Genomic DNA, 23,338 nt, shown 5'->3' on the forward strand with positions numbered 1-23,338 from the left:
CGAGGATGCCAGCATGACCCTACGTGTCGCTATCAACGGCTTTGGCCGCATCGGCCGCAACGTCCTTCGGGCCCTCTACGAAAACGGTTACCGCGATCGGGTCCAGGTGGTTGCCATCAACGACCTGGGCGACCCGGCCCTCAATGCCCATCTGTTGCAGCGCGATAGCGTTCATGGCCCCTTCCCGTTCAAGGTCGAGCACGACGAGGAGAGCCTCAGCGTCGACGGCGACCGCATCGCCATCTCCTCCCAGCGCGACCCGGCCCAACTGCCCTGGTCCGCCCTGAATGTCGACCTGGTAATGGAGTGCACCGGCCTGTTCACCAAGCGCGAGGCCGCCGCCAAGCACCTGGCCGCCGGCGCCGGCAAGGTGCTGATCTCCGCCCCCAGCCCCGATGCCGACGCCACCGTGGTCTACGGCGTCAACGAGAACGTGCTGACGGCGGAGCATCAGGTGGTCTCCAACGCCTCCTGTACCACCAACTGCCTGGCCCCGGTGGCTCAGGCCCTGCACGCGGCGGTGGGCATCGAGAACGGTCTGATGACCACGGTGCATGCCTACACCAACGACCAGAATCTCTCCGACGTCTACCATAGCGACCCCTATCGGGCGCGTAGCGCCACCCAGTCGATGATTCCCACCAAGACCGGCGCCGCCGCCGCCGTGGGCCTGGTGCTGCCGGAGCTCGCCGGCAAGTTCGACGGCCTGGCGGTGCGGGTACCGGTGATCAACGTCTCCCTGGTGGACCTGGTGTTTACCGCCGGCCGCGACACCACCAAGGAAGAGATCAACGCCATCGTCGCCAAGGCCGCCGAGGCCTCCCCGGTGCTGGCGGTGAACGCCCAGCCGCTGGTCTCCATCGACTTCAACCATGACGCCCACTCTTCCACCTTTGACGCCAACCACACCCGCGTCAATGGTCGCCTGGTCAAGGTCATGGCCTGGTATGACAACGAGTGGGGCTTCTCCAACCGCATGCTGGACACCGCCCTGGCCATGGCCGCGGCGCGCTGATCCACCCCCGGCACGATATGGCGTCGCCATGCCCACGGCGACTCACGGCTCCGCTCCGGTGTCATGGTGGCGTCATGTCCTGCGCTTCACGGGTGCCCCTCGGGCACCCGTTCTCGTTTCTGCCGCGACGCTTGACTTCGGCGCTGGCCAACGGTGCTTGTCCGGCGCTAAGCTGCTAGGCTTAGTCCCATCAGCGATGGACGCTGAATGGTCACTAACATGGAGCAGCGGCCGTGACAGGCAGAGTGAGATTCCCGCCCCCCGTCGATGTGCAGCCCTTGCTGGGGCTCTCGCTTCGCGATACCCAGAAGGGCCGCGAGGGGCGCATCGTGGGCGTCGATCAGGCCCAGGCCTCGCCGGTGCTCTGGGTCTGCTGGGCGCCCGGTCAGGGCAGCGAGCGCGTGGAGCTGACCCATGAGCAGTTCGAGGCCCTGCTGGCCGCCTGTCGTCCCCGGGCCGCCGCGCCATCGCGCCCGGCGCCGTCGCAGGTGGCCGCCGAGCCCAGCGATGCCTCGGAACCGACGCCCCCCCGGCGCCAGGCCGCGCGACGCTAATCCATCTGCTTTTTCGCTCGTTTGGCGGCGCCCACTTTCCCGGTGGGCGCCGCTTCGCTATGGTCGCAGGGTCGTCGTCCGAGAGCCTGTCCTATGCACGGATCTGTCCGCCCCGCCCTGCGGGTGCAATCGCTGGCCGCCATCGACGAGGTGGCCGCCGCCCGCTGGAATGCCCTGGTCGGGGATGACTACCCCTTCCTGCGCCATGAATTCCTGGCCGCCCTGGAGGCGAGCGGGGCGGTCTGCGCAGCCAGCGGCTGGACGCCGCGACACCTCTGCCTGTGGCGGGGCGAGCAACTGGTCGGGGCCCTGCCGCTCTATCACAAGGCCCACTCCCGGGGCGAGTACGTCTTCGACTGGGGCTGGGCGGATGCCTGGGAGCGGGCGGGTGGCCGCTACTACCCCAAGGCCCTGAGCGCGATTCCCTTTACCCCGGCGCCGGGGCCACGCCTGCTGCTGGCGCCAGGCATCGACCCCGGGGCGGCGCGGCGCCACCTGGCCACCCATTGGGAGGGTAGCGCGCTCTCCGGTTGGCACCTGCTGTTTGCCGAGGCGGCCGAGGTGGATGCCTGGCTCGAGGCCAGGCCGGCGCTGATCGTGCGTCATGGGGTGCAATTCCAGTGGCGGGATGCGGGCTTCGGCGACTTCGACGGCTTCCTGGCGGCGCTGACCTCCAAGCGGCGCAAGGCGATTCGCCGCGAGCGGCGCTTGGTCGCCGACCAGGGGCTGCAGTTGGAGCGTCTGGAAGGGGAGGCCATCGACGAGGCGGCGCTTGCGCACTTCTACCGCTGCTACTGCCTCACCTACCTGGAGCGGGGGCAGCGCCCCTACCTGCCGCTGGCATTCTTCCAGCGACTCAGGGCGACGATGCCCGAGGCGCTGTTGCTGGTGCGGGCCTGGCTGGAGGGGCGCCCGGTGGCGGCGGCACTGAGCCTGCAGGGCACCCGTACCCTCTATGGCCGCTACTGGGGCAGCGAGGTGATGGCCGACAGCCTGCATTTCGAGGCCTGCTACTATCAGGGCATCGAGCACTGCCTGGCCAAGGGGCTGACCACCTTCGACCCGGGCACCCAGGGCGAGCACAAGTTGACCCGGGGCTTCGCTCCGAGCCGTTTGCGCTCCCTGCACCATATCGCCGACCCGCGGCTGCGCGACGCCGTGGTGCGTTTCTGCGCCGAGGAGGCCTGCCACCTGGCGGCCTACTGCGATGCCGCCGAGGCGGCCCTGCCGTTCAAGCACTCTCTCGGATAACCCGGGCCGCGACTCGCCGCCATGGTGGCGATAATGGCATAATCGGCGCCGACCTTTTCCGTGGATGGGATGACCTCATGCTCAAGTGGCTGGCCGGCGTGCTGCTGGTGCTGATCGCCCTGCTCCAGTACCGCCTGTGGTTCGGCGAGGGCGGCCTGCGCGAGCTGGCCGAGACCCGCGCCCGGGCCGACGCGGTGGAGACGGCCAACGAGCCGCTACGCGCCCGCAACCAGCGCCTGGCCGCCGAGGTGAGTGACCTCAAGACCGGCCTCGATGCCATCGAGGAGCGGGGCCGCAGCGAACTGGGCATGGTGCGCCGCGATGAGCAGTTCTTCTGGGTGCCCGGGGTGGTGATCGAATCGGCCCTGATCGAGCAGAATGCCTTGCCTATCGGCGCCGAGGAGGGCCGCCCATGAGCCGTCGGCTATGGCTGATCGTGCCCGCTGCGGGGCAGGGGAGCAGTAATGGGAGAGGGGGCGGCCGTCCCAAGCCTGCTTGGGGCCTGGCCGGGGAGGGGCATTCATGAGCCGTCGGCTATGGCTGATCGTGCCCGCCGCCGGGCAGGGGAGAAGGATGGGCGCGGACCGCCCCAAGCAGTACCTGGAGCTGGCCGGGCGGCCGATCCTGGCGCGCACCCTGGCGCGGCTGCACCGGGCCTTCCCCGAGGCCCGGCTCTGCCTCTGCCTCGATCCCGACGATGCCTGGTTCGATCCCCGCTGGGTGCCCTTCGCCGACTGGCGGCGCACCCCCGGCGGTGCCGAGCGGGTGGACAGCGTCAGCGGGGCCCTGGCGGCCATCGCCTCGGAGGCCGATGTCGACGACCTGGTGCTGGTCCACGACGTGGCCCGCCCCTGCGTCACCGTCGATGACCTGCGTCGGCTCAGAGATGCCGCCCTCGCCGCGCCCGCCGGGGCCATCCTCGCCGCGCCGGTGGCCGACACCATGAAACGCGACGACGGCCGGGGCCGGATCCGCGCCACCGAGCCCCGGGACGGCCTCTGGCACGCCCTGACCCCCCAGGGCTTCGGCTATGGGCTGCTGTGTCGCGCCCTCGAGACGGCCCGGGCCCAGGGCGTGGCGATCACCGACGAGGCCTCGGCGGTGGAGGCCCTGGGCCTGGCGCCACGCCTGGTAAGCGGGCGGCGCGACAACCTCAAGGTTACCCATCCCGACGACCTGGGCCTGGCGGGGTGGATCCTCGCCGCCCAGGACGAACCTTATCGTAACCCCGGAGAACCTGCCTGATGCGCCTGAGAATCGGCCATGGCTTCGACGTCCATCGCTTCGGCGAGGGTGACCACCTGATGCTGGGCGGGGTACGCATCCCCTTCGATCACGGCTTCGTGGCCCACTCCGATGGCGATGTGCTGTTGCATGCCATCTGCGATGCCCTGCTCGGCGCCTGCGCCCTGGGCGATATCGGCCGCCACTTCCCCGACACCGATGCCGCCTGGGCCGGCGCCGACAGCCGCGACCTGCTGCGCCATGTCTATCGCCTGGTGACGGAGGCCGGCTATCGGCTCGGCAACCTGGATGCCACCCTGATCGCCCAGGCCCCCAGGATGGCGCCCCACCTGGCGGCCATGATGACCCACCTGGCCGAGGACCTGGCGGCCCCTCGGGATGCCATCAATCTCAAGGCCACCACCACCGAGCGCCTCGGCTTCACCGGCCGCGGCGAGGGCATCGCCGCCGAGGCGGTGGTGCTGCTGGAGCGCTTGGCATGAGCGAGATCAGTTGGCCGCCGAACTGGCCGCGGGTCCTGGAGGCGCGACTCGGCACGCCGCCGCCGGGGGAGTATCGTGCCACCCCCGAGGCCTTCCTGGTGGAGGAACTGCTCGACTTCGCCCCGGAAGGGCAGGGGGAGCACCTCTGGCTATGGGTGGAGAAGCGTGACCTGACCACTATCGAGCTGGTCAAGCGCCTGGCCCGGGCCTGCGAGGTGCGGCCGCGGGATATCGGCTACGCCGGCCTCAAGGATCGCCAGGCGGTGACCCGCCAGTGGCTCTCGGTGCATCTGCCCGGCCGCGAGGCGCCGGAGGACCTGGAGGCGCGCCTGGGGGAGACCCCGGTGCGGCTGCTGGAATACCACCGTCATCCCCGCAAGCTCAAGCGCGGGGTGCACAAGGGCAACCGCTTCCGCCTGCGCCTGACCGGCGAGGCCTGCGAGGATCCGGGCTTCGCGGCCCGCTGGCAGGCGCTGATCGAACAGGGCGTGCCCAACTACTTCGGCCCCCAGCGCTTCGGCCACGAGGGGCGCAACCTGGGGCGCGCCGAGGCCCTGCTGGGGCGCGGCTGGCGCAAGCGCGCCGACCCGGAGGGATTGCTGCTCTCCGCGGCGCGCAGCTACCTCTTCAATCAGTTGCTGGCGACACGCATCGCCGAGGGCAACTGGGCCACGCCGCTGCCCGGCGAGCTGGTGATCCTGGATGGCACCGCCAGCCAGTTCCTGGTGGAGACACCGGACGCGGAACTCCTGGCCCGGGCCGAACGCCTCGACCTGCACCCCAGCGGCGTGCTCTGGGGCAAGGGGGCCCTGGGCAGTCGCGAGCAGGCGGCCCAGTATGAACAGGCCCTGACGATGCTGGCGCCGGCGCTCTGCGCCGGCCTCGAGGCCGCTGGGGTGAGCTTGGGGCGGCGTGCCCTGCGCCTGCGCCTGGGGCATCCCAGCCTGCAGCGGGACGCGGGCGGCCTCTGGCTCGCCTTCGATCTGCCCCGGGGCGGCTTCGCCACCGCCGTGCTCCGGGAATTGATCAGTCACCCGACCCTTTAGCCCCAGAACCCGACGACGATTCGCCGCGAGTATCATCCGCTCAGCCGGTGGATAAGACGAGGACCCAGGATGCGACGACTGCTGCTCTCCAATGACGATGGCGTTCACGCGCCGGGGCTGCGCGCCCTCCATGACGCCCTGGCGGGCCTGGCCAGGCTGCGGGTGGTGGCCCCGGATCGCGACAAGAGCGGGGCCAGCAACTCCCTGACCCTGACCCGTCCGCTATCGCTCAACGCCCTGGACAACGGTTTCTACAGCGTCGACGGCACCCCGGCGGACTGCGTCTACCTGGGCGTCAGCGACCTCTGGGAGGAGACCCCGGACCTGGTGATCTCCGGCATCAACCACGGCGCTAACCTGGGCGACGACGTCCTCTATTCCGGCACCGTGGCGGCGGCCATGGAGGGGCGCAACCTGGGCATGACGGCCATCGCCATGTCGCTGGTGGGCAGTCGCCATTTCGAGACCGCCGGCCGGGTGGCGGCGAGCCTGGTCAATGCCGCCGACACCCTGTCGCTGCCGCCCCGCAGCCTGCTCAATGTCAATGTGCCCGACCGGCCCTGGCACGAGATCCAGGGCTTTCGGGTGACCCGGCTGGGCTTCCGCGGCCCCGCCGCCCGTCCGCTGCGGGTCAAGGATCCGCGGGGCCGCGAGCGCTACTGGATCGCCGCCGTGGGGGAGAGCGCCGACGATGGTCCCGATACCGATTTCGCCGCCGTGGAGGCGGGCTATGTGTCCATCACGCCGCTGCAGACCGACCTGACCCGGCATGCGGCCCTGGCTGACGTACGAGGCTGGTTGGATGCACTCGCTTGACCTGCGCGGTATCGGCATGACCTCCCAGCGCACCCGGGACCGCCTGGCGCGGCGCCTGGCCCGGGCCGGCATCGAGGAGCCCCGGGTGCTGGAGGTGATGGCCGCCGAGCCGCGCCACCTGTTCCTCGACGAGGCTTTGGCCCACCGCGCCTACGAGGATACCGCCCTGCCCATCGGCCATGGCCAGACGCTTTCCCAGCCCGGGATGGTGGCACGCATGAGCGAACTGGTGGTCAATGAAGCACCGCGGCGGGTGCTGGAGATCGGCACCGGCTCCGGCTACCAGACCCTGATCCTGGCGCGGCTGGTGCCCGAGGTGTGGTCGGTGGAGCGCATCGCCGCCCTGCATCGCCGCGCCGGGGAGCGGCTGCGGCGGCTGGGGGCCTACAACGCTCATCTGCGCCTGGCCGATGGCGGCCATGGCTGGCCGGAGGCGGCGCCCTTCGATGTGATCCTGCTCACCGCCTGCGCCAGTGAACTGCCCGAGGCGCTGCTGGAACAGCTGACGGAGGGCGGGGTGCTGATCGCTCCCCTGGAGGAGAGCGACGGCCAGCAGTGGTTGACCCGGGTTCAGCGCCAGGGGCAGGGTTACGATTATCAGCGGCTCGAGCGGGTTCGCTTCGTGCCGCTACTGGAAGGAGTCATTCGTTGAAGTCCAAGGTTAGCGTTTTTCTCAAGGGCGCCGGCATGGGGGCCGCCGACGCGGTGCCCGGGGTGTCCGGGGGCACCATCGCCTTCGTCACCGGTATCTACGAGGAGTTGATCCATACCATCAAGCAGTTCGGCCCCGCTGCCTTCGGCGCCTGGCGGCGCGGTGGCCTGAGCGGCCTGGCCCTGCACCTCAACCTGGCCTTCGTGGGGCCGCTGCTGCTGGGCATCGGCATCAGCCTGGTCAGCGTGGCGCATCTGGTCACCTGGCTGCTGGAGGCTCAGCCGCTGCTGCTGGATGCCTTCTTCTTTGGCCTGGTGGCCGCCTCGGCCCTGGTGGTCAGCCGCAGCCTGCAGAACTGGCGCCTCTGGCATGTGCTGCCGCTGATCGGCGGCCTGCTGCTGGCCCGCGCCCTGCCGGGGCTGATGCCTCTGGTGGCGGAGCTGGGGGCGGAGTCGCTGATGCTGGTGGTGGCCGGCGCCATCGCCATCAGTGCCCTGCTGCTGCCGGGGCTCTCGGGCAGCTTCCTGCTGCTGACCATGGGGCTCTACGGCACCGTGATGGAGGGCATCAAGGGCTTCGATCTGGCGCTGATCGCCCAGTTCGGGGTGGGCTGTTTGCTGGGGTTGTTCTTCTTCTCGCGGCTGCTCTCCTGGTTGCTGCACCATGCCCGCACCGGCACCCTGCAGCTGATGATCGGCTTTATCGTCGGTTCCCTGCCGCTGCTCTGGCCCTGGCGGGAACTGGTGCGCTACCAACTCGGGCCGGCGGAGCAGATGATCCCCCTGGACTATCGCTACCTGCTACCCCATGACTATGCCCAGCTTACCGGCGAATCGGCCCAGCTCGTTCCCGTGCTGGCGCTGATGCTGGCAGGCTTGATTCTGGTGCTGGTGATCAGCCGACAGGCCGGATCCCAGGCATCCCAAGGAGGACATTGATGCGTAAGGCACTCTTGGTATCGGCGGTGGCCCTGGCCATGGCGGGCTGTGCCGCCCAGCAGCAGCCCGGTGGCCAGGTCACCGTGCGTGATCTCTCGGTGGCCCGCGAAGCCACGGCGCCCGCCAGCTACACCGTGGAGCCCGGTGATACCCTCTATGGTATCGCCTGGCGCCACGACATGGACTATCGCGAGCTGGCGCGGCTCAACCAGATCGGGCCTCCCTATCAGTTGCAGCCCGGTCAGCAACTGCGCCTGGGCGGCGGCGAGGGTGGGCGGGCCCTGGCCGACACCGCCAGCGAGGCGCGCCCCGGCGGCGTCCAGATCACGCCCCTGGGCGAGGCGCCGGCGGACGGCGACCTGGACTGGCTGGCCCCGGACGAGTCCGCCATCGAGCGCAATCGGCGCCTGAGCGCCACGCCCCTGGAGGGTGAGGCGATGGCGGCGGCCGACCAGGTGGCCGAGGCCGAGATGGCCGCGCCCGGACCGATCGTCAATCCCGACAGCCCGGGGGCCGATGGCCGCCTCAGCGAGCGCGACCTGGCCGAGCGCGAGGCGCGCCAGGCACAGCAGGCGGCCTCCCGTGAGTCCGCCGTTGAGAGCTCAAGCACCGAGAGCCGGGATACTGACGCTCGGGACGTCGCCGACACCGAATCGTCATCGTCGGTGGCGGATACTGAGTCCCAGGAGGTGGCCGCGGCCCCGGCCGAGGAGGCTGCCCCGGCCAGCCGCAATGGCCAGCGCACCTATACGCCGGTGGCCGAAGTGCCCTGGCAGTGGCCGACGGAGGGCGAGCTGGTGGGCAGTTTCGGCGACGGTGGCAACATCACCGCCGGCATTGATATCGCCGGACAAAAGGGGCAATCTGTCAAGGCAGCCGGACCAGGCATCGTGGTCTATGCGGGCAGTGGCGTCAGGGGGTACGGTAACCTGATCCTGCTCAAGCACAACGACGAATACCTCAGCGCCTACGCCCACAACGATAGCCTGAGCGTCAGCGAGAATGACGTGGTGGAGGCGGGCGAGGTGATCGCTACCATGGGTGATACCGATGCCGACCGGGTCAAGTTGCACTTCGAGGTGCGGCGTAACGGCCAGCCTCAGGACCCCCTGACATTCCTGCCGTCGCGCTAATGCGGCGGCCGATATAACAATAAGCCAGGATCGAAGGGTGGCCGCCGGTGGCGGCCATAGTTCCAGGGTCTGATGAATGGGGTAGTATATGAGCATGCTCGAACGCGATCTGCAGGACATGGAAATCGAGTCCGTCGACGAAGCCCTCAATCAAGAAGAGGAGGTGGTCGACGATGACAAGGCGTCCGATGAGTTCGAGAAGGCCCTCAGTCGGGAAGAGAACACCTACCATCATAGCCTGGATGCCACCCAGATCTATCTCAACGAGATCGGCTTCTCGCCGCTGCTGACCCCCGACGAGGAGGTCCACTACGGGCGCTTGGCCCAGGCCGGCGACCCCGCCGGGCGAGCGCGGATGATCGAGTCCAACCTGCGTCTGGTGGTCAAGATTGCCCGCCGTTACCTCAACCGGGGCCTGTCGCTGCTCGACCTGATCGAGGAGGGCAACCTGGGCCTGATCCGCGCCGTCGAGAAGTTCGATCCGGAGCGAGGGTTTCGCTTCTCCACCTATGCCACCTGGTGGATTCGCCAGACCATCGAACGGGCGCTGATGAACCAGACCCGCACCATTCGCCTACCGATCCATGTGGTCAAGGAACTCAATATCTACCTGCGGGCGGCCCGGGAGCTGACCCAGAAGCTCGATCACGAGGCCACTCCCGAGGAGATCGCCGACTTCCTCGACAAACCGGTGGCCATGGTAAAGAAGATGCTCGGCCTCAACGAGCGGGTCTCCTCGGTGGATTACCCCATGGGCAGCGAGAGCGACAAGCCGCTGATCGAGACCCTGGCCGACGACAACGATCAGGGCCCGGAATCCTGGCTGCTGGACGTGGACGTCAAGCAGCACGTGGATGACTGGCTGGCGGAGCTCACCGACAAGCAGATGGAGGTGGTGGTACGCCGCTTCGGCCTGCGCGGTCACGAGGCCGCCACCCTGGAAGAGGTGGGCGAGGAGATCGGCCTGACCCGGGAACGGGTGCGCCAGATCCAGGTGGAGGCCCTGAAGAAACTGCGCCGGGTGCTGGAGAAGCAGGGCCTGGACCTGGACGCCATCTTCGAATAACCCGGGGCGGCATCGATGGGCTCCCGAGGGGGCGGCGCCTGGCGTCGTCCCCTTATTCGTTGGGGGATATCACCAGGCTTTCGTCTTACACCTAGATATATTTTCTATCTGAGACATTTTTAACAAATAATGATGTTAAAAATAGCGCCATATTTGGTGGTTAGATGGCGTGAAATCGGGGCTTTTCTGGCAAATAATCATGCCTTCCTGACGATTTGCCGAAAGAGCCCCTGGAGACGCCCATGGCACGCCCCCTGATCGCCGATATCGACCTCGAGGCCCTGCGCCACAATTACTGCCTGGCCCGCGACCTGGCGCCCGACAGCCAGGCGGTGGCGGTGCTCAAGGCGGATGCCTATGGGCATGGCGCCGTGGCCTGTGCCAGGGCCCTGGAAGACCTGGCCCCGGCCTTCGCGGTGGCCTGCATCGAGGAGGCGCTGAGCCTGCGTGAGGCGGGTATCGCCACGCCCATCGTGCTGCTGGAGGGTATCTTCGAGGCCGGCGAGCTGGAACTGGTGGATGCCCACGGCTTGTGGATCGCCGTGCATAGCGACTGGCAACTGGAGGCGCTGCTCGCCTATCGTCCCCAACGGCCGATTCCGGTGTGGCTCAAGGTGGACTCCGGCATGCATCGCCTGGGCTTCGCCCCGGAGCAGGCCGCGGCGGTCTGGGCGCGGCTGGCGGCGGCCCCGGAGGTGGTGGGCGAGATGCAACTGATGAGCCACTTCGCCACCGCCGATGCGACCCATCCGGCCTATTTCGAGACCCAGTTGCTGCGCATGCGCGCCCTGGCCGAGACCCTCGGCGCGCCCCTGTGCCTGGCCAACTCCCCGGCCACCCTGGCTCATCCCGAGGCTCACGGCGCCTGGAACCGTCCAGGGGTGATGCTCTACGGCAGCGACCCGCTCGAGGTGGCCAACGACGCGAGCCGCGGCCTGCAGCCGGTGATGACCCTGCGCTCCGAGATCATCGCCGTGCGTGAGCTGGCGCCCGGTGAACCGGTGGGCTATGCCGGGCGCTGGAAGGCATCGCGTCCCGCGCGGATCGGCGTGGTGGCCTGCGGCTATGGCGACGGCTATGATCGCCACGCCGTAGACGGCACCCCGGTGCTGGTCGATGGCCGGCGTACCGCCATCGCCGGCAAGGTCTCCATGGATATGCTGACCGTGGATATCACCGAGATCCCCGAGGCGGAGATCGGCAGCGAGGTGGTGCTCTGGGGCCGTGCCGCCAATGGTCGCGTGCTTAGCGTGGACGAGGTGGCCCGCCACTGCGACACCATCAGCTACACCCTGTTGACCGGGGTGCTGCCGAGGGTGCCGAGACGCTATAATCGCGGCTGATTCCCCGTCGGTTGCCGCTATGTCCAAGGACGATTTCCAGACCCACTTCGCCCATCCCCGCTACTGGCCCGCCTGGCTGGGCATCGGCGCCATGCGCCTCGGGGCCTGGCTGCCCTGGCGCCTGAAGCTGGCCCTGGGCAAGGGGATCGGCCTGCTGGCCTGGCGCCTGGCCAGGCGCCGGCGCCATATCACCGAGACCAACCTGCGGCTGTGCTTCCCGGAGCTTTCCGAGACGCGCCGCGCCGAGCTGGTGCGCGAGACCTTTATCGCCAATGGCATCGGCCTGCTGGAGACCGCCACCGGCTGGTGTCGCGACCCGGAGCATCTGCGCCACCGGGTCACCTTCAAGGGGCAGGAGCATATGGCGCGGCTCCAGGTCGAGGGCAAGGGCGCGCTGATCATCGGCATCCACTTCTCCACCCTGGACCTGGGCGGCGCCCTGCACTCGCTGTTCTTCCCCGCCGATGCGGTCTATCGTCCCCATGACAACCCGCTGTTCGAGCGCTTTATGACCCGTGCCCGTTCGCGAATCTTCGGCCAGGCCATCGATCGCCACGATCTGCGCGGCGTGGTCAGACGCCTCAAGGCGGGCCATAACGTCTGGTACTCCCCGGACCAGGACTTCGGTCGCGATGCCTGCGTCTTCGCTCCCTTCTTCGGCATATCGGCGGCCACGGTCCGGATGACCTCGCGTATCGCACGCATGACGGGGGCCCCGGTGATGCCGCTGATCTTCCACCGCAACCCGGACAATCGCACCTATACCCTGGAGTACCTGCCGCCGCTCGAGAACTTCCCCAGCGGCGATGAGGTGGCCGATGCCACCCGCGTCAATGCGGTGATCGAGGCGGCGATCCGCAAGCACCCGGAGCAGTACCTGTGGCTGCATCGGCGCTTCAAGACCCGCCCCGAAGGCGAGCCCGGTTTCTACTAGCGCCCTTCGGGCAGCAAGCGCCGAGCTACAAGTGCCGAGCTACAAGCGCCGAGCTACAAGCGCTGAGCTACAAGCGCCGAGCAAAAGAAAACCCCGAGACGCAGGTCTCGGGGTTTTCTTGGCTCGGGAGAGCCCATGCTGCTGAGCTTGCAGCTTGCAGCTTGCAGCTTGCAGCTTGCAGCTTGCAGCTCTTAAGCGTCGATACGCTTGTATTTCATCCGATGCGGGGTGTCGTTGCCGACCCGCTTCCTGTGATCCGCCTCGTACTCGGTGTAGTTGCCCTCGAAGAACACCACCTGGGAGTCGCCCTCGAAGGCGAGCACATGGGTGGCGATGCGGTCGAGGAACCAGCGATCGTGGGAGATCACCATGGCGCAGCCGGGGAAGGCCAGCAGGGCCTCTTCCAGGGCGCGCAGGGTCTCGATATCCAGGTCGTTGGAGGGCTCGTCGAGGAGCAGCACGTTGGCGCCCTGCTTCAGGGTCTGAGCCAGCTGCAGGCGGCCGCGCTCGCCCCCGGAGAGATCCGACAGGCGCTTCTGCTGGTCGTTGCCCTTGAAGTTGAAGCGCCCCACATAGGCCCGGGACGACACCTCGTAGCCATTGATATTGAGGATGTCCTGGCCGTCGGAGACCGCTTCCCAGACCGTCTGCTTGTTGTCCAGGGCGTCGCGCAGCTGCTCGACGTAGGCGATATCCACGGTCTCGCCGATCACCACCTCGCCGGCATCGGGCCGCTCGGTGCCCTTGACCAGCTTGAACAGGGTCGACTTGCCGGCGCCGTTGCCGCCGACGATGCCGACGATGGCCCCCTGGGGCACGGTGAAGGAGAGGTCCTCGTAGAGCAGCTTGTCATCGAAGCGCTTGGAGACGCCGTGGAACTCGATGACCTTGTCGCCCAGGCGCTTGCCGGGCGGAATATAGATCTCGTTGGTCTCGTTGCGCTTCTGGAAGTCGCCGGACTGCATCTCCTCGAAGCGGTTGAGGCGCGCCTTGCTCTTGGCCTGGCGGCCCTTGGCGTTGGAGCGCACCCACTCCAGCTCGTGCTTGATGGCCTTCTGACGCGAGGCCTCCTGCTTGGCCTCCTGCTCCAGGCGCTTCTCCTTGGATTCCAGCCACTGGGAGTAGTTGCCTTCGAAGGGGATGCCCTGGCCGCGGTCGAGCTCGAGGATCCAGCCGGCCACGTTGTCGAGGAAGTAACGGTCGTGGGTGATCGCCACCACGGTGCCGTTGTAGTCGTGGAGGAAGCGCTCCAGCCAGGCCACGGACTCGGCGTCCAGGTGGTTGGTGGGCTCGTCCAGCAGCAGCATATCGGGGCCGGAGAGCAGCAGGCGACACAGCGCCACCCGGCGACGCTCGCCCCCGGAGAGGTTGCCGACCTTGGCCTCCCAGGGCGGCAGGCGCAGGGCGTCGGCGGCCACCTCGAGCTTGCGCTCCAGGTTATGGGCGTCGGCGGCCTCGATGATGTTCTCCAGGCGCGCCTGCTCGGCGGCCAGGGCATCGAAATCGGCATCCGGCTCGGCGTAGGCGGCGTAGACGGCGTCGAGCTTGGCCTGGGCCTCCTTGATCTCGCCCAGGGCCTCTTCCACGGTCTCGCGGACGTTCTTGTCGTCGTCGAGCTCGGGCTCCTGGGGCAGGTAGCCGACGTTGATGCCCGGCATGGGGCGCGCCTCGCCCTCGAACTCGGTATCGACGCCGGCCATGATGCGCAGCAGGGTCGACTTGCCCGCGCCATTGAGGCCCAGCACGCCGATCTTGGCACCGGGGAAGAAGGACAGGGAGATGTCCTTGAGGATCTGCTTCTTGGGGGGCACGATCTTGCCCACCCGGTTCATGGTGTAGACGTATTGCGCCATGGAAAGCCACTTCGGTTGAGGGGTTTTTCGCTGGCACGATGATAGTGCCCAGGGCCCGGAAAGGCCAGCCGGTGGCGGCGCTCGGACGGTAGCCTCAGATCGATAGGGTAGGTCTTCAAATCTGGAATGGCTCAGGGGCGCTGGGGGTAGGCCGGAGCGAAGCGTCTTTTTCATGGACGAAAAAGTCGAGCGCCCATGGATGGGTTCACAGCGTCTTCGCGGAGTGCCTACCCCCAGGGTAGCCCCGGGCCTCATTGCTAGCTGGGTAACATACTTAGCGGGGCGCCCTGGGGCGCCCCGCCGGGTGGGTTGGGGCTGAGACTAGAGCAGCTCTTCAGCGGCCAGGGCCAGCCGCGAGCGCTCGATGCTGCGCAGGGTGATATGGCCGGCATGGGGCCAGTGGCGGAAGCGCTGCACCAGCGCCGCCATGCCGCAGGTGTTGGGGGTGAGGTAGGGGGTGTCGATCTGCCCCACGTTGCCCAGGCAGACGATCTTGGTGTTGCGTCCGGCCCGGGTGACCAGCGACTTGAGCTGCTTGGGCGTGAAGTTCTGCGCCTCGTCGATGATCAGGAAGGTGTCGTTGAGGGTCCGTCCGCGCATGAAGCCCGGCGAGCGGATCTGCACCCGGGAGCCGATCAGCGAGCGGGTGGCATCCTCGCTCCAGCTGCTGGAGCCATCCTTCTCGTCGCGCAGCAGGTTATCCATGTTGTCGTGGAAGGCGCCCATCCAGGGCGACATCTTCTCCTCCTCGGTGCCCGGCAGGAAGCCGATATCCTCGCTCATGGAGATCGGCGCCCGGGTGAAGACGATACGCTCGAACTGCTTGCCATCCAGGGTCTGCTGGAAGGCCGCCGCCAGGGTCATATAGGTCTTGCCGGTGCCGGCGCCACCGGCGATGGTCACCAGGTCGATATCCGGGTCCATCAGCAGGTTCAGGGCGAAGTTCTGTCGGCTGTCGTGGGCATGCACGCCCCAGACGCTGGCCTTGTGGCGGTAGTTGGTCAGCAGCTGCAGGCGTGCCCGACCCGGCTCCAGTTCGCGGATAATGGCCTCGAAGTGGGCGCCATTTTCGTCGTCGGAGACCAGCATGCCCACATGCCAGTCGTCGGGCAGCTCGCCGCGCAGGGCATAGAAGGTGTGATGATCGGCGCGCTCCACCTCGACCTCGACGGCCAGCGACTCCCAGAGGGCGCTGCCGTCATGGCCGGCGCTGGCGACGATCTGGGCGCCTTCGCTCATGGCGTCGCTGTCGTCGAAGGCGCGATCGGTGAGGTAGTCCTCCACCGGCACCTTGAGGGCGGCGGCCTTGACCCTGAGGTTGATGTCCTTGGTGACCAGGATCACCGAGGCGTCCGGGTACTCGTCGCGCAGCCGGCAGGTCTCGGCGAGGATCTGGTTGTCGGGGCTTTCCTCCAGATGATCCAGGGGGGCCAGGTCCCGATAACAGAGGAACAGCAGGCGCCCACTGGGGGCATCGTTGGCCCGGGGGATGGGAATGCCGTGGGGGATCTCGTCGAAGACGACCTGGTTGGTCAGCTCCGAGAGGGTACGGCTGACCTGGCGGGCGGTACGGGCAATTTCACGAATGCCGTTCTTGTGCTTGTCGAGCTCCTCGAGGACCGTCATGGGAATGGCGACGTCATGTTCCTCGAACTGGTAGATGGCCGTGGGGTCATGCAGCAGGACATTGGTATCCAGCACGTAGAGCCGAGTGGGCTTCTTGTCGATTCGCACCATCGTTGGAAGCGCTCCTTGGTTGACGGCATGATCGACATTGGCAGTGACACCTTACGGTCATATGACAGCCTGTCATAAGGGCGTCGCGCCAATGCCGCTTCCCTGGTATGACGTGCCTCCTCTATGGCCCGGGATACTCCCTTTGACCCTAGAATGCGCCGCTTGACTCGTCGCTGCCAGCGACGTGCTTCAACGCTTTCTCGAGGTGGCGAGGCCGCCCGGAGCCTTGCCCTTGCCACCAGACCCTGACGGCGAGGAGCGAGGCACTCGAGGCCACCTAGTCGAGAGGGTTGCCGAGGAAGCGGGTCGCCCGCGGGTCACGCGCGTACGCCACATTGAGGCGTATCCAGGGCGAGTCGGTACCCTGGGGATGGAAGGCATGCCCCGGCGACAGGCTGATACCGGCCCGCTGGGCACCTTGCACGAGTCGGGTGGAGGACTCGATCCGGGGGTGTCGTGCCCAGAGGAACATGCCGCCGGCCGGTTCCGCGAAGACCTCCCAGCCGGCCTCCCCGAGCAGCTGCCGCGTCGCGGCCATCTGATCCCCAAGCTTGATCCTGAGCCGCTCCGTCAGCTTCCGGAAGGAGCCGTTCTGGAGCATGGTGGCGACCACCTGCTCCGAGAATCGCGAGGCCGAGATGCTGGTCAGCATCTTCACGTCGACCAACCGCTTGACGAGGGCGGGGGCCGCGGCAATAAAGCCGACCCTAAGGGAACAGGACAGGCTCTTGGAGAAGCTGCCCAGGTAAATGACCCGTTCCAGGCCATCCAGGGCGGCGAGCCGTATCGTGGGATCGTGCTGGAAGTCGGCGTAGATGTCGTCCTCGACGATACGGAAGCCGTGCCTTTCCGCCAGTTGAAGCACCCGGTGGGCGACCGTCGGGATCAGTGTCGTACCGGTGGGATTGTGGAAGACGCTGTTGGTGAAGAACAGCTTGGGCCTGTACCGCCTGAGCAGCGCTTCCAGGTGTTCCGTGTCCGGTCCGCCGGCCAGGCGTGGTATGCCGATGACCGTGATCCGTTGCAGGCGCAGCAGGCCGAAGAGGTTGTAGTAGCCCGGGGACTCGACGAAGACCACGTCACCGGGCTCGAGCATCAGCCGCACGATAAGATCCAGCGCATGGCTGCCGCCGGCCGTCAGCAGGATCTGTTGGGCAGGGGCCTCGAGGCCGAGGCGTCGTAGTCGCTCCTGAAGCAGGGAGCGAAGCTCCGGTGTGCCCATGGGGGTGCCGTAATCGAAGAGGCTGGCGTCGCCTTGCCGGGCGACCTGGCGTATCGCCTGGGTCAGGTCGTCACTCTCGCGCCAGTGGCCGGGCAACCAGCCACACCCCAGTTTCAGGTCACCCTTATCGGCCCGGAAGAGCTTCCACATCTCGCCGGTAACGTCCTCCAGGTCGGCAGTCTTCACGCCGGCCTTCGATAAACCGCGGGGCGCGCCGGCCGCCACGAAGAACCCCGACCCTGGCTTGGAACGAATCCAGCCATGCGCCACCAACTGCTCGTAGGCCTCGATCACCGTGTTGCGGCTGATGCCATGGGCCGCCGACAGGCGCCGGATCGAGGGCAGCCGCTGGCCACCCGCAATACCGTGGCGTTCGATCCAGTCACGAATGCCATCCACCAGTTGCTGGACGATGGGGGTGTTCGAGTGCCTGTCGAGGCAAAGCTTCATTGGCAGGAAACTCTCCGTTGCATCCAACCGTTCGGGAAAACGCCGGAACAGTGTCGTCTTAACCCGGGGAAGTGTACCTTACCCCGGCTTGATGGGGATGCGAGGCTGAGACGCCATGCCGCCAGGCATGAGCACCGATGATCGCCCGACAGGAAGCGTCTCCATGCATCGAATCTCTGCCCTCCGTCTCGCCTTCGCCCTGTGCATGATCACCACGGCGGTGAATCTGCAGGCCCCGCTCTACGCTGCCCTGGCGACCCGGGATGGGGTCGGCGTCGGCGCCACGACCCTGGCCTTCGCCTGCTATGTGCTCGGCGTCCTGCCGGTGCTGCTGGCCTTGAGCGGGCTCGCCGAGCGCCTGGGACGGCGGGCACTGATCGTCTTCGCACTACTGCTGTGCCTGGTGGCCACGACCCTGACGCTCGTCGCCCCGGGACTCCTCTCCCTGGGCATGGCCCGCTTCCTGCTGGGGATCGGCACGGCGCTGACCTCGGCGGTGGCGCCGGCGTACATGCTCGAGTTCTTCGCGGGCGAGGATACCCGGAGGCCGACCACCTGGGTGACGGCGAGCACGGCGCTCGGCTTCGGCCTCGGCGCGGCCTTTACCGGCCTGTTCGTGCTGCATTCGCCGAGCCTGACGCCGCCCAGCCTGGGGTGGTATCTGGGAGCGGCCACCCTGGCACTGCTGCTGGTGTTATCCCTGAAGGACGAGGCACCCAGGCGGGACCTAGGCGGGATACTGCGCCTGCCGGCCTATCCGCCCGGTGCCTTCGGCTATGGGCTGGCGATTCTCACGGCCTGGGCCACCGTGGGGATGGTGATCGCGATCCTGCCTTCGGCCCTGGCTCGACATGGGCTGTCGGGCTGGGCCGGCTTCGCGACCTTCGGTATCTGCAGCTGCGGGGTGTTGTTCCAGCCGCTGGCGCGCAGGCTGTCGCCGCGGGTCGCGACCCGGGTCGGCCTGCTTATCCTGCCCCTGGCCTATGCCCTGATCGCCTGGGGTGCCGTGCAGGGGAGGCTGAGTGCCGTGCTGCTCGGTACCGTCGTGGCGAGCAGCGCCTGTTATGGTTTCGTCTACCTCGGTGGCCTGAGCGGGGTGCTCGAGGTGGCCGGGGAAGGCAAGTCCCGGGCCAGTGCCGGCTATTTCCTGATGGCCTATCTCGGCTTCAGTCTTCCCGTGATCGCCACCGGGGCCCTGATCGATGCCCTCGGACACGCGCTGGCGCTGACGCTCTTCGGGGCGGCGGTGTTGGCAAGTTCGCTGATTGCGGCCTGGCGCCTCCAGGGTCCCCGGTCTCGCGGTGACCAGGGGGAGCGAGTCCTGGCCAGCCGGAGCGAGTAGCGCCGTCCCGGAATAACGATAGCATGATAACATTAGTGCGACTTTCATCAGGGCTTGCTGCCGTTACCCCGCGGCAGGCTCCCTCTATCGTCGTTTTCTGGAGATGGCATGACACTGTTGCGTGGGTTCCTGTGGCTGCTCGGTTTCCAACTGCTGGGGCAGCTGGCCGTCGAGTGGCTGTCGCTGCCGGTCTCCCACGCCATGGCCGGGCTGCTGTTGCTGCTGGTCTGGCTGCTGGTGACGCGGCGGCTCAACGAGGGCGTGGCCGCGGCGAGCCAGGCGCTGATACCGCTGCTCGCCATGCTGATCATGCCCGGGGTGGTGGGGGTGTTCTTCGTGATCGATGAGTTCGCCGGCCACTGGACGGCGGTGATGCTTGCCCTGGTCCTGGGGACCCTGCTTAGCGTGCTGACCACGCTCTGGCTGATGCGGCGCTTTATGCCCGGGGGCGCCGCGAGCGTCGATACCGAGGAGCCACGGCCATGAACGAATGGCACGCGTCCCTGCTGAACAGCCCGATCCTGGCCATCGCCCTGACCCTGGCCGCCTATCTCGGCGGCGTTCGCCTGTTCGAACGGCTCGGCCGGCCGAGCTGGTGTCCGGCGGTGCTGATCGGGGCGCTGCTGACCGCAACCGGCCTCTGGCTGCTAGGCCTGCCGTACCCCGACTACCAGCGCGACGTCGCCTGGCTGACCCTGCTGCTGGGCCCGGTCACCGTGGCCCTGGCGGTGCCCCTCTACCAGCAGCGCCAGCATATCTTCGCCCTATGGAAGCCGATCCTCTGCTGCCTGCCACTCGCCGCCGCCCTGGCGGCGCTCTATGCCGTGGTGATCGCCTGGCTACTGGGCGCGCCGCCCCCGGTGCTGGCCTCCCTGGCGCCGAAGTCGGTCACCGCGCCCCTGGCCATCGGTATCCAGGAGCAGATCGGCGGCTCGCCATCGCTGATGCTGGGCGGCCTGCTGATCACCGGGGTCATGGCGACCCTCTTCGTGACCTGGCTGGCGCGCCTGTTCAAGATCAGCGACCCGCGCCTGATCGGCTTCGCGCTGGGCGTGAACGGCCACGCCATCGGCACCGTCCGCGCCTTCGAGCTCGGGCCCACCGCCGGCGCCTTCGCGTCGCTGGGCATGAGCCTGACCGGGGTATTTTCCGCGCTCTTCCTGCCGCTGGTCTGGCGGCTCTTCGGCTTCTGAGAGACGGGCCCTTCAGGCGTGGATCAGCACCCGCTCGCCGTCGAAACGCACCGGCCAGGTGCGCAACTTGACGGCGTCGTCCTCCAGGCACTGGCCGTCGGTGAGGCGGAAGTGCTGCTTGTAGAGGGGGGAAGCCACCACCGGCTGGCCCTGGAGATCGCCGACGATGCCCCGGGCGATCACGTTGGCCCCGGAGAAGGGATCGTGGTTATCCAGGGCATAGAGTTCCTGCTCAAGGGCGGGCTGCTGCGGCGTATTCGGGCCGCTTGTCGTAGCCGGAGTCGGGTCGCATGGAAGGTAGAAAAGGGCCACCTGGGCGGGGCCCTCGGCGGTCTCGATCCAGGCGGCGACGCCGGAGAAGGGCACCAGGTCGGCGCGGTTGCAGAGGGCTTGCCAGGTCATCTCGGTCTCGTGTTTCAGGGCGGTAGCGGTGGTCATGAGTAGTCTCCATTGGCCGGGGTGGGGGCGCCTGGGGCGCCATTCGCACGGCATAGCCGCGCTCCCACAAGGATTGAGCTGCCATCAAGCAGGGCGCAGCTGGCCGCGCTCGCTGGTCATGATGATGTCCGGATCCGGGCGGCTGTCGTTGACGAAGCTGCGGAAGCGCTTGAGCTTCTCCGGATCCCGGATGGCGTTTGCCCATTCGCACTCGTAGGTGTCCACCACCGCCTGCATCTGGCGCTCGAGCTCATCATTGATGCCCAGGCTGTCCTCCAGGATCACCGCCTTGAGGTAGTCGAGGCCGCCCTCCAGGTTCTCGCGCCACACCGAGGTGCGCTGCAGGCGGTCGGCGGTGCGCACATAGAACATCAGCAGGCGGTCGATGGTGCGGATCAGTGCCTCGTCGTCCAGGTCGGTGGCGAACAGCTCGGCGTGGCGCGGGCGCATGCCGCCGTTGCCGCAGACGTAGAGGTTCCAGCCGTGCTCGGTGGCGATCACGCCGATGTCCTTGCTCTGGGCCTCGGCGCACTCCCGGGTACAGCCGGAGACGGCGAACTTGAGCTTGTGGGGCGAGCGCAGGCCCTTGTAGCGATGCTCGAGGCGGATCGCCATGCCCACGCTGTCGTCCACGCCGTAGCGGCACCAGGTGCTGCCGACGCAGGACTTCACGGTGCGCAGCGATTTGCCGTAGGCGTGGCCGGTCTCGAAGCCCGCCTCGATCAGTTCGCCCCAGATCGCCGGCAGGTCCTCCAGGCGGGCGCCGAAGAGGTCGATGCGCTGGCCGCCGGTGACCTTGGTGTAGAGGTCGTACTTCTGCGCCACCTGGCCCAGCACCACCAGCTTGTCCGGGGTGATCTCCCCGCCGGCGATGCGCGGCACCACCGAGTAGGTGCCGTTCTTCTGCATATTGGCCATGAAGGTGTCGTTGGTGTCCTGCAGCGGGATATGCGCCGCGTCGGTGATCGGCTCGTTGAAGCAGGAGGCGAGGATCGAGGCCACCGCCGGCTTGCAGATATCGCAGCCGAGCCTCGGGGCTGATGGAGAGCCGAGGCGATGGGTCTCCGGGTTGCCGTGCGTCTCCATCAGCTCGCTAAAGGTCTTGATGCCCTCCACGCGGACGATATCGTAGAGCTCCTGGCGGGTATGGGCGAAGTGCTCGCAGAGGGAGCGGTCCACCTCGACGCCGCGGCTCTCCAGTTCGTGCTCGACCACGCTCTTGAGCAGGGCCGCACAGCCGCCGCAACCGGTGCTGGCGCGGGTCGCGCCCTTGACGCTGCCCAGGTCCGCGGCGCCGCCGTCGATCGAGGCGCAGACGTCGCCCTTGGTGACGTTATGGCAGGAGCAGATCATGGCCGTCTCGGGCAGGGCGTCGGGGCCCAGCGCCGGGGCGCCGTCGCTCGAGGGCAGGATCAGCGAGGCGGGATCCGCCGGCAGCTCGATGCCGCCCGCGTAGTACTGCATCAGGGTGTCGTAGGTGGCGTTGTCACCCACCAGCATGGCGCCGAGCAGTTTCTTGCCGTCGCCGGAGACCACCAGCTTGCGGTACTCCTGCTTGATCTGGTCCAGGTAGCGGAACATCCGTGCGCCCGGGGTACGGTCGCCGTGGGCATCGCCGATGGCACCCACGTCGACGCCGAGCAGCTTGAGCTTGGTGCTCATATCGGCGCCGCGGAAGGTCTCGGGCTCGCGCTCCAGGGCATCGGCCATCAGGGTGTCGGCGGCGGCCCGGGCCATCCGGTAGCCGGGGGCCACCAGGCCGAAGATGCTGTTGTTCCAGAGGGCCACCTCGCCGACCGCCAGGATCGCCGGGTCGCTGGTCAGGCAGCGGTCGTCGATCACCACGCCGCCGCGCTCGCCGAGCTCCAGGGCGCTCTCCCGGGCCAGTTCGTCCCGGGGGCGGATGCCGGCGGAGAAGACGATCAGGTCGGCCTCCAGCACCTTGTCGTCCTGGAACACCATGCGGTGCTGGCCGGCCTCGCCGTCCTCGATGCGCTGGGTGGCGCGCTCGGTGAGTACCTGCACGCCCAGCGCCTCGATCTTCTCGCGCAGCAGTTCGCCGCCCTCGCTGTCGACCTGCATGGGCATCAGGCGGGGGGCGAATTCCACCACGGCGGTGTCGAGATTCAGGCCACGCAGGGCATTGGCCGCCTCCAGGCCCAGCAGGCCGCCGCCCACCACCACGCCGGTGGCGGCGTTTTCCGCCGCGGCGCGGATGGCGTCCAGGTCATCCAGGGTACGGTAGACCAGGCAGCCCTCCCGGTCGTTGCCGGGAATCGGCGGCACGAAGGGGTAGGAGCCGGTGGCCAGCACCAGGCGGTCGTAGGGGTAGCGGCCCTGGGGGGTGACCACCTCGCCGCGGTCGCGGTCGATGGTGGTCACGGCCTCGTCGAGGCGCAGTTCGATGCCGTGCTCGGCATAGTAGTCGCCGGTGGAGAGGGCCAGCGACTCGGCATCGCGGCCGGCGAAGTACTCGGAGAGGTGCACCCGGTCATAGGCCAGGTGGCGCTCCTCGCCGAACACGGTGATGGCATAGCGCTTATGGGCGCCGCGTTCGACCAGTTGTTCGACCAGGTGGTGGCCGACCATGCCGTTACCGATGATGATCAACTGCTGTTGCGTGGACAT

Annotated in this window: 22 protein-coding genes; 17 read left to right on the top strand and 5 right to left on the bottom strand. The window is 67.9% G+C overall.

The window, feature by feature from the left end; all coding sequences use genetic code 11:
* Positions 1–13 precede the first annotated feature (13 nt).
* From gap to lpxL, 14 genes are all read left to right on the top strand, one after another.
* Positions 14–1,015: a type I glyceraldehyde-3-phosphate dehydrogenase gene (gene gap / locus ACZ5EF_RS04035; protein WP_346063938.1), complete on the top strand. Its 1,002-nt coding sequence runs from the start codon at positions 14–16 to the stop codon at positions 1,013–1,015.
* Positions 1,016–1,248: 233 nt separating this feature from the next.
* Positions 1,249–1,569: a hypothetical protein gene (locus ACZ5EF_RS04040; RefSeq protein WP_464122860.1), complete on the top strand. Its 321-nt coding sequence runs from the start codon at positions 1,249–1,251 to the stop codon at positions 1,567–1,569.
* Positions 1,570–1,662: 93 nt separating this feature from the next.
* Positions 1,663–2,820, top strand: a complete 1,158-nt coding sequence (locus ACZ5EF_RS04045) for a GNAT family N-acetyltransferase (protein ID WP_346063936.1) — start codon at positions 1,663–1,665, stop codon at positions 2,818–2,820.
* Positions 2,821–2,897: 77 nt separating this feature from the next.
* Positions 2,898–3,236, top strand: a complete 339-nt coding sequence (locus ACZ5EF_RS04050) for a septum formation initiator family protein (protein WP_346063935.1) — start codon at positions 2,898–2,900, stop codon at positions 3,234–3,236.
* Positions 3,237–3,342: 106 nt separating this feature from the next.
* Positions 3,343–4,065: a 2-C-methyl-D-erythritol 4-phosphate cytidylyltransferase gene (ispD, locus tag ACZ5EF_RS04055; protein WP_346063934.1), complete on the top strand. Its 723-nt coding sequence runs from the start codon at positions 3,343–3,345 to the stop codon at positions 4,063–4,065.
* The gene (gene ispF, locus ACZ5EF_RS04060) at positions 4,065–4,547 is read left to right on the top strand and encodes a 2-C-methyl-D-erythritol 2,4-cyclodiphosphate synthase (RefSeq protein WP_346063933.1); all 483 of its coding nucleotides are present in this window, start codon (positions 4,065–4,067) and stop codon (positions 4,545–4,547) included. The genes ispD and ispF overlap by 1 nt, the downstream gene beginning before the upstream one ends.
* Entirely contained in the window at positions 4,544–5,593 is a 1,050-nt protein-coding gene (gene truD / locus ACZ5EF_RS04065) for a tRNA pseudouridine(13) synthase TruD (RefSeq protein WP_346063932.1), read from the top strand. The genes ispF and truD overlap by 4 nt, the downstream gene beginning before the upstream one ends.
* A gap of 69 nt (positions 5,594–5,662) precedes the next feature.
* On the top strand, positions 5,663–6,409 hold the full coding sequence (surE, locus tag ACZ5EF_RS04070; RefSeq protein WP_346063931.1) for a 5'/3'-nucleotidase SurE: 747 nt from the start codon (positions 5,663–5,665) through the stop codon (positions 6,407–6,409).
* Positions 6,396–7,061, top strand: coding sequence for a protein-L-isoaspartate(D-aspartate) O-methyltransferase (locus tag ACZ5EF_RS04075; protein WP_346063930.1), 666 nt, complete (start codon positions 6,396–6,398; stop codon positions 7,059–7,061). The genes surE and ACZ5EF_RS04075 overlap by 14 nt, the downstream gene beginning before the upstream one ends.
* A 35-nt stretch (positions 7,062–7,096) precedes the next feature.
* Entirely contained in the window at positions 7,097–7,999 is a 903-nt protein-coding gene (locus ACZ5EF_RS04080) for a DUF368 domain-containing protein (RefSeq protein ID WP_379730148.1), read from the top strand.
* Positions 7,999–9,132 carry a peptidoglycan DD-metalloendopeptidase family protein gene (locus tag ACZ5EF_RS04085; protein ID WP_346063928.1) on the top strand — a complete coding sequence of 378 codons (1,134 nt, stop codon included), beginning with the start codon at positions 7,999–8,001 and terminating at the stop codon, positions 9,130–9,132. The genes ACZ5EF_RS04080 and ACZ5EF_RS04085 overlap by 1 nt, the downstream gene beginning before the upstream one ends.
* 94 nt (positions 9,133–9,226) lie before the next feature.
* A complete protein-coding gene (gene rpoS / locus ACZ5EF_RS04090) occupies positions 9,227–10,198 on the top strand; it encodes an RNA polymerase sigma factor RpoS (RefSeq protein WP_379730149.1) in 972 nt (323 codons plus the stop codon).
* 242 nt (positions 10,199–10,440) lie between these two features.
* Positions 10,441–11,541: an alanine racemase gene (alr, locus tag ACZ5EF_RS04095; protein WP_346063926.1), complete on the top strand. Its 1,101-nt coding sequence runs from the start codon at positions 10,441–10,443 to the stop codon at positions 11,539–11,541.
* Positions 11,542–11,560: 19 nt separating this feature from the next.
* Positions 11,561–12,475, top strand: coding sequence for an LpxL/LpxP family Kdo(2)-lipid IV(A) lauroyl/palmitoleoyl acyltransferase (lpxL, locus tag ACZ5EF_RS04100; RefSeq protein WP_346063925.1), 915 nt, complete (start codon positions 11,561–11,563; stop codon positions 12,473–12,475).
* 191 nt (positions 12,476–12,666) lie between these two features.
* On the opposite strand, the gene ettA is transcribed toward lpxL, so the two are convergent.
* The 3 genes from ettA to ACZ5EF_RS04115 form a co-directional block, all read right to left on the bottom strand.
* On the bottom strand, positions 12,667–14,328 hold the full coding sequence (ettA, locus tag ACZ5EF_RS04105; RefSeq protein ID WP_346063924.1) for an energy-dependent translational throttle protein EttA: 1,662 nt from the start codon (positions 14,326–14,328) through the stop codon (positions 12,667–12,669).
* A 321-nt stretch (positions 14,329–14,649) separates the two neighbouring features.
* Positions 14,650–16,065: a PhoH family protein gene (locus ACZ5EF_RS04110; RefSeq protein WP_346063923.1), complete on the bottom strand. Its 1,416-nt coding sequence runs from the start codon at positions 16,063–16,065 to the stop codon at positions 14,650–14,652.
* 277 nt (positions 16,066–16,342) lie between these two features.
* Positions 16,343–17,737 (bottom strand): aminotransferase-like domain-containing protein, encoded by a 1,395-nt coding sequence (locus ACZ5EF_RS04115; protein WP_346063922.1) that lies wholly within the window; start codon positions 17,735–17,737, stop codon positions 16,343–16,345.
* Positions 17,738–17,900: 163 nt separating this feature from the next.
* On the opposite strand from ACZ5EF_RS04115, the gene ACZ5EF_RS04120 reads away from it, so the two are divergent.
* The 3 genes from ACZ5EF_RS04120 to ACZ5EF_RS04130 all read left to right on the top strand — a co-directional run bounded on the left by ACZ5EF_RS04120 (position 17,901) and on the right by ACZ5EF_RS04130 (position 20,272).
* The gene (locus ACZ5EF_RS04120) at positions 17,901–19,079 is read left to right on the top strand and encodes an MFS transporter (RefSeq protein ID WP_346063921.1); all 1,179 of its coding nucleotides are present in this window, start codon (positions 17,901–17,903) and stop codon (positions 19,077–19,079) included.
* Between the two features lie 108 nt (positions 19,080–19,187).
* Positions 19,188–19,565, top strand: a complete 378-nt coding sequence (locus ACZ5EF_RS04125; RefSeq protein ID WP_346063920.1) for a CidA/LrgA family protein — start codon at positions 19,188–19,190, stop codon at positions 19,563–19,565.
* A complete protein-coding gene (locus ACZ5EF_RS04130; RefSeq protein ID WP_346063919.1) occupies positions 19,562–20,272 on the top strand; it encodes an LrgB family protein in 711 nt (236 codons plus the stop codon). Before ACZ5EF_RS04125 ends, ACZ5EF_RS04130 begins: the two co-directional genes overlap by 4 nt.
* A gap of 12 nt (positions 20,273–20,284) precedes the next feature.
* Here the strand turns inward: ACZ5EF_RS04130 and nirD are convergent, their stop codons facing one another.
* Positions 20,285–20,710: a nitrite reductase small subunit NirD gene (nirD, locus tag ACZ5EF_RS04135; protein ID WP_346063918.1), complete on the bottom strand. Its 426-nt coding sequence runs from the start codon at positions 20,708–20,710 to the stop codon at positions 20,285–20,287.
* 84 nt (positions 20,711–20,794) lie between these two features.
* Entirely contained in the window at positions 20,795–23,338 is a 2,544-nt protein-coding gene (nirB, locus tag ACZ5EF_RS04140; protein WP_346063917.1) for a nitrite reductase large subunit NirB, read from the bottom strand.

The organism is Bisbaumannia salifodinae (assembly GCF_055388505.1).

Bases quoted from the DNA above. Each gene is read 5' to 3' on its own strand.
- ispF (WP_346063933.1), top strand. From the start codon at position 4,065: ATGCGCCTGAGAATCGGCCATGGCTTCGACGTCCATCGCTTCGGCGAG.
- ACZ5EF_RS04045 (WP_346063936.1), top strand. From the start codon at position 1,663: ATGCACGGATCTGTCCGCCCCGCCCTGCGGGTGCAATCGCTGGCCGCC.
- rpoS (WP_379730149.1), top strand. From the start codon at position 9,227: ATGCTCGAACGCGATCTGCAGGACATGGAAATCGAGTCCGTCGACGAA.
- ispD (WP_346063934.1), top strand. From the start codon at position 3,343: ATGAGCCGTCGGCTATGGCTGATCGTGCCCGCCGCCGGGCAGGGGAGA.
- ettA (WP_346063924.1), bottom strand. From the start codon at position 14,328: ATGGCGCAATACGTCTACACCATGAACCGGGTGGGCAAGATCGTGCCC.
- nirD (WP_346063918.1), bottom strand. From the start codon at position 20,710: ATGACCACCGCTACCGCCCTGAAACACGAGACCGAGATGACCTGGCAA.
- ACZ5EF_RS04125 (WP_346063920.1), top strand. From the start codon at position 19,188: ATGACACTGTTGCGTGGGTTCCTGTGGCTGCTCGGTTTCCAACTGCTG.
- alr (WP_346063926.1), top strand. From the start codon at position 10,441: ATGGCACGCCCCCTGATCGCCGATATCGACCTCGAGGCCCTGCGCCAC.
- ACZ5EF_RS04115 (WP_346063922.1), bottom strand. From the start codon at position 17,737: ATGAAGCTTTGCCTCGACAGGCACTCGAACACCCCCATCGTCCAGCAA.
- ACZ5EF_RS04130 (WP_346063919.1), top strand. From the start codon at position 19,562: ATGAACGAATGGCACGCGTCCCTGCTGAACAGCCCGATCCTGGCCATC.
- surE (WP_346063931.1), top strand. From the start codon at position 5,663: ATGCGACGACTGCTGCTCTCCAATGACGATGGCGTTCACGCGCCGGGG.
- ACZ5EF_RS04110 (WP_346063923.1), bottom strand. From the start codon at position 16,065: ATGGTGCGAATCGACAAGAAGCCCACTCGGCTCTACGTGCTGGATACC.
- truD (WP_346063932.1), top strand. From the start codon at position 4,544: ATGAGCGAGATCAGTTGGCCGCCGAACTGGCCGCGGGTCCTGGAGGCG.
- ACZ5EF_RS04080 (WP_379730148.1), top strand. From the start codon at position 7,097: ATGGGGGCCGCCGACGCGGTGCCCGGGGTGTCCGGGGGCACCATCGCC.
- ACZ5EF_RS04085 (WP_346063928.1), top strand. From the start codon at position 7,999: ATGCGTAAGGCACTCTTGGTATCGGCGGTGGCCCTGGCCATGGCGGGC.
- ACZ5EF_RS04120 (WP_346063921.1), top strand. From the start codon at position 17,901: ATGCATCGAATCTCTGCCCTCCGTCTCGCCTTCGCCCTGTGCATGATC.
- lpxL (WP_346063925.1), top strand. From the start codon at position 11,561: ATGTCCAAGGACGATTTCCAGACCCACTTCGCCCATCCCCGCTACTGG.
- nirB (WP_346063917.1), bottom strand. From the start codon at position 23,338: ATGTCCACGCAACAGCAGTTGATCATCATCGGTAACGGCATGGTCGGC.
- gap (WP_346063938.1), top strand. From the start codon at position 14: ATGACCCTACGTGTCGCTATCAACGGCTTTGGCCGCATCGGCCGCAAC.
- ACZ5EF_RS04050 (WP_346063935.1), top strand. From the start codon at position 2,898: ATGCTCAAGTGGCTGGCCGGCGTGCTGCTGGTGCTGATCGCCCTGCTC.
- ACZ5EF_RS04075 (WP_346063930.1), top strand. From the start codon at position 6,396: ATGCACTCGCTTGACCTGCGCGGTATCGGCATGACCTCCCAGCGCACC.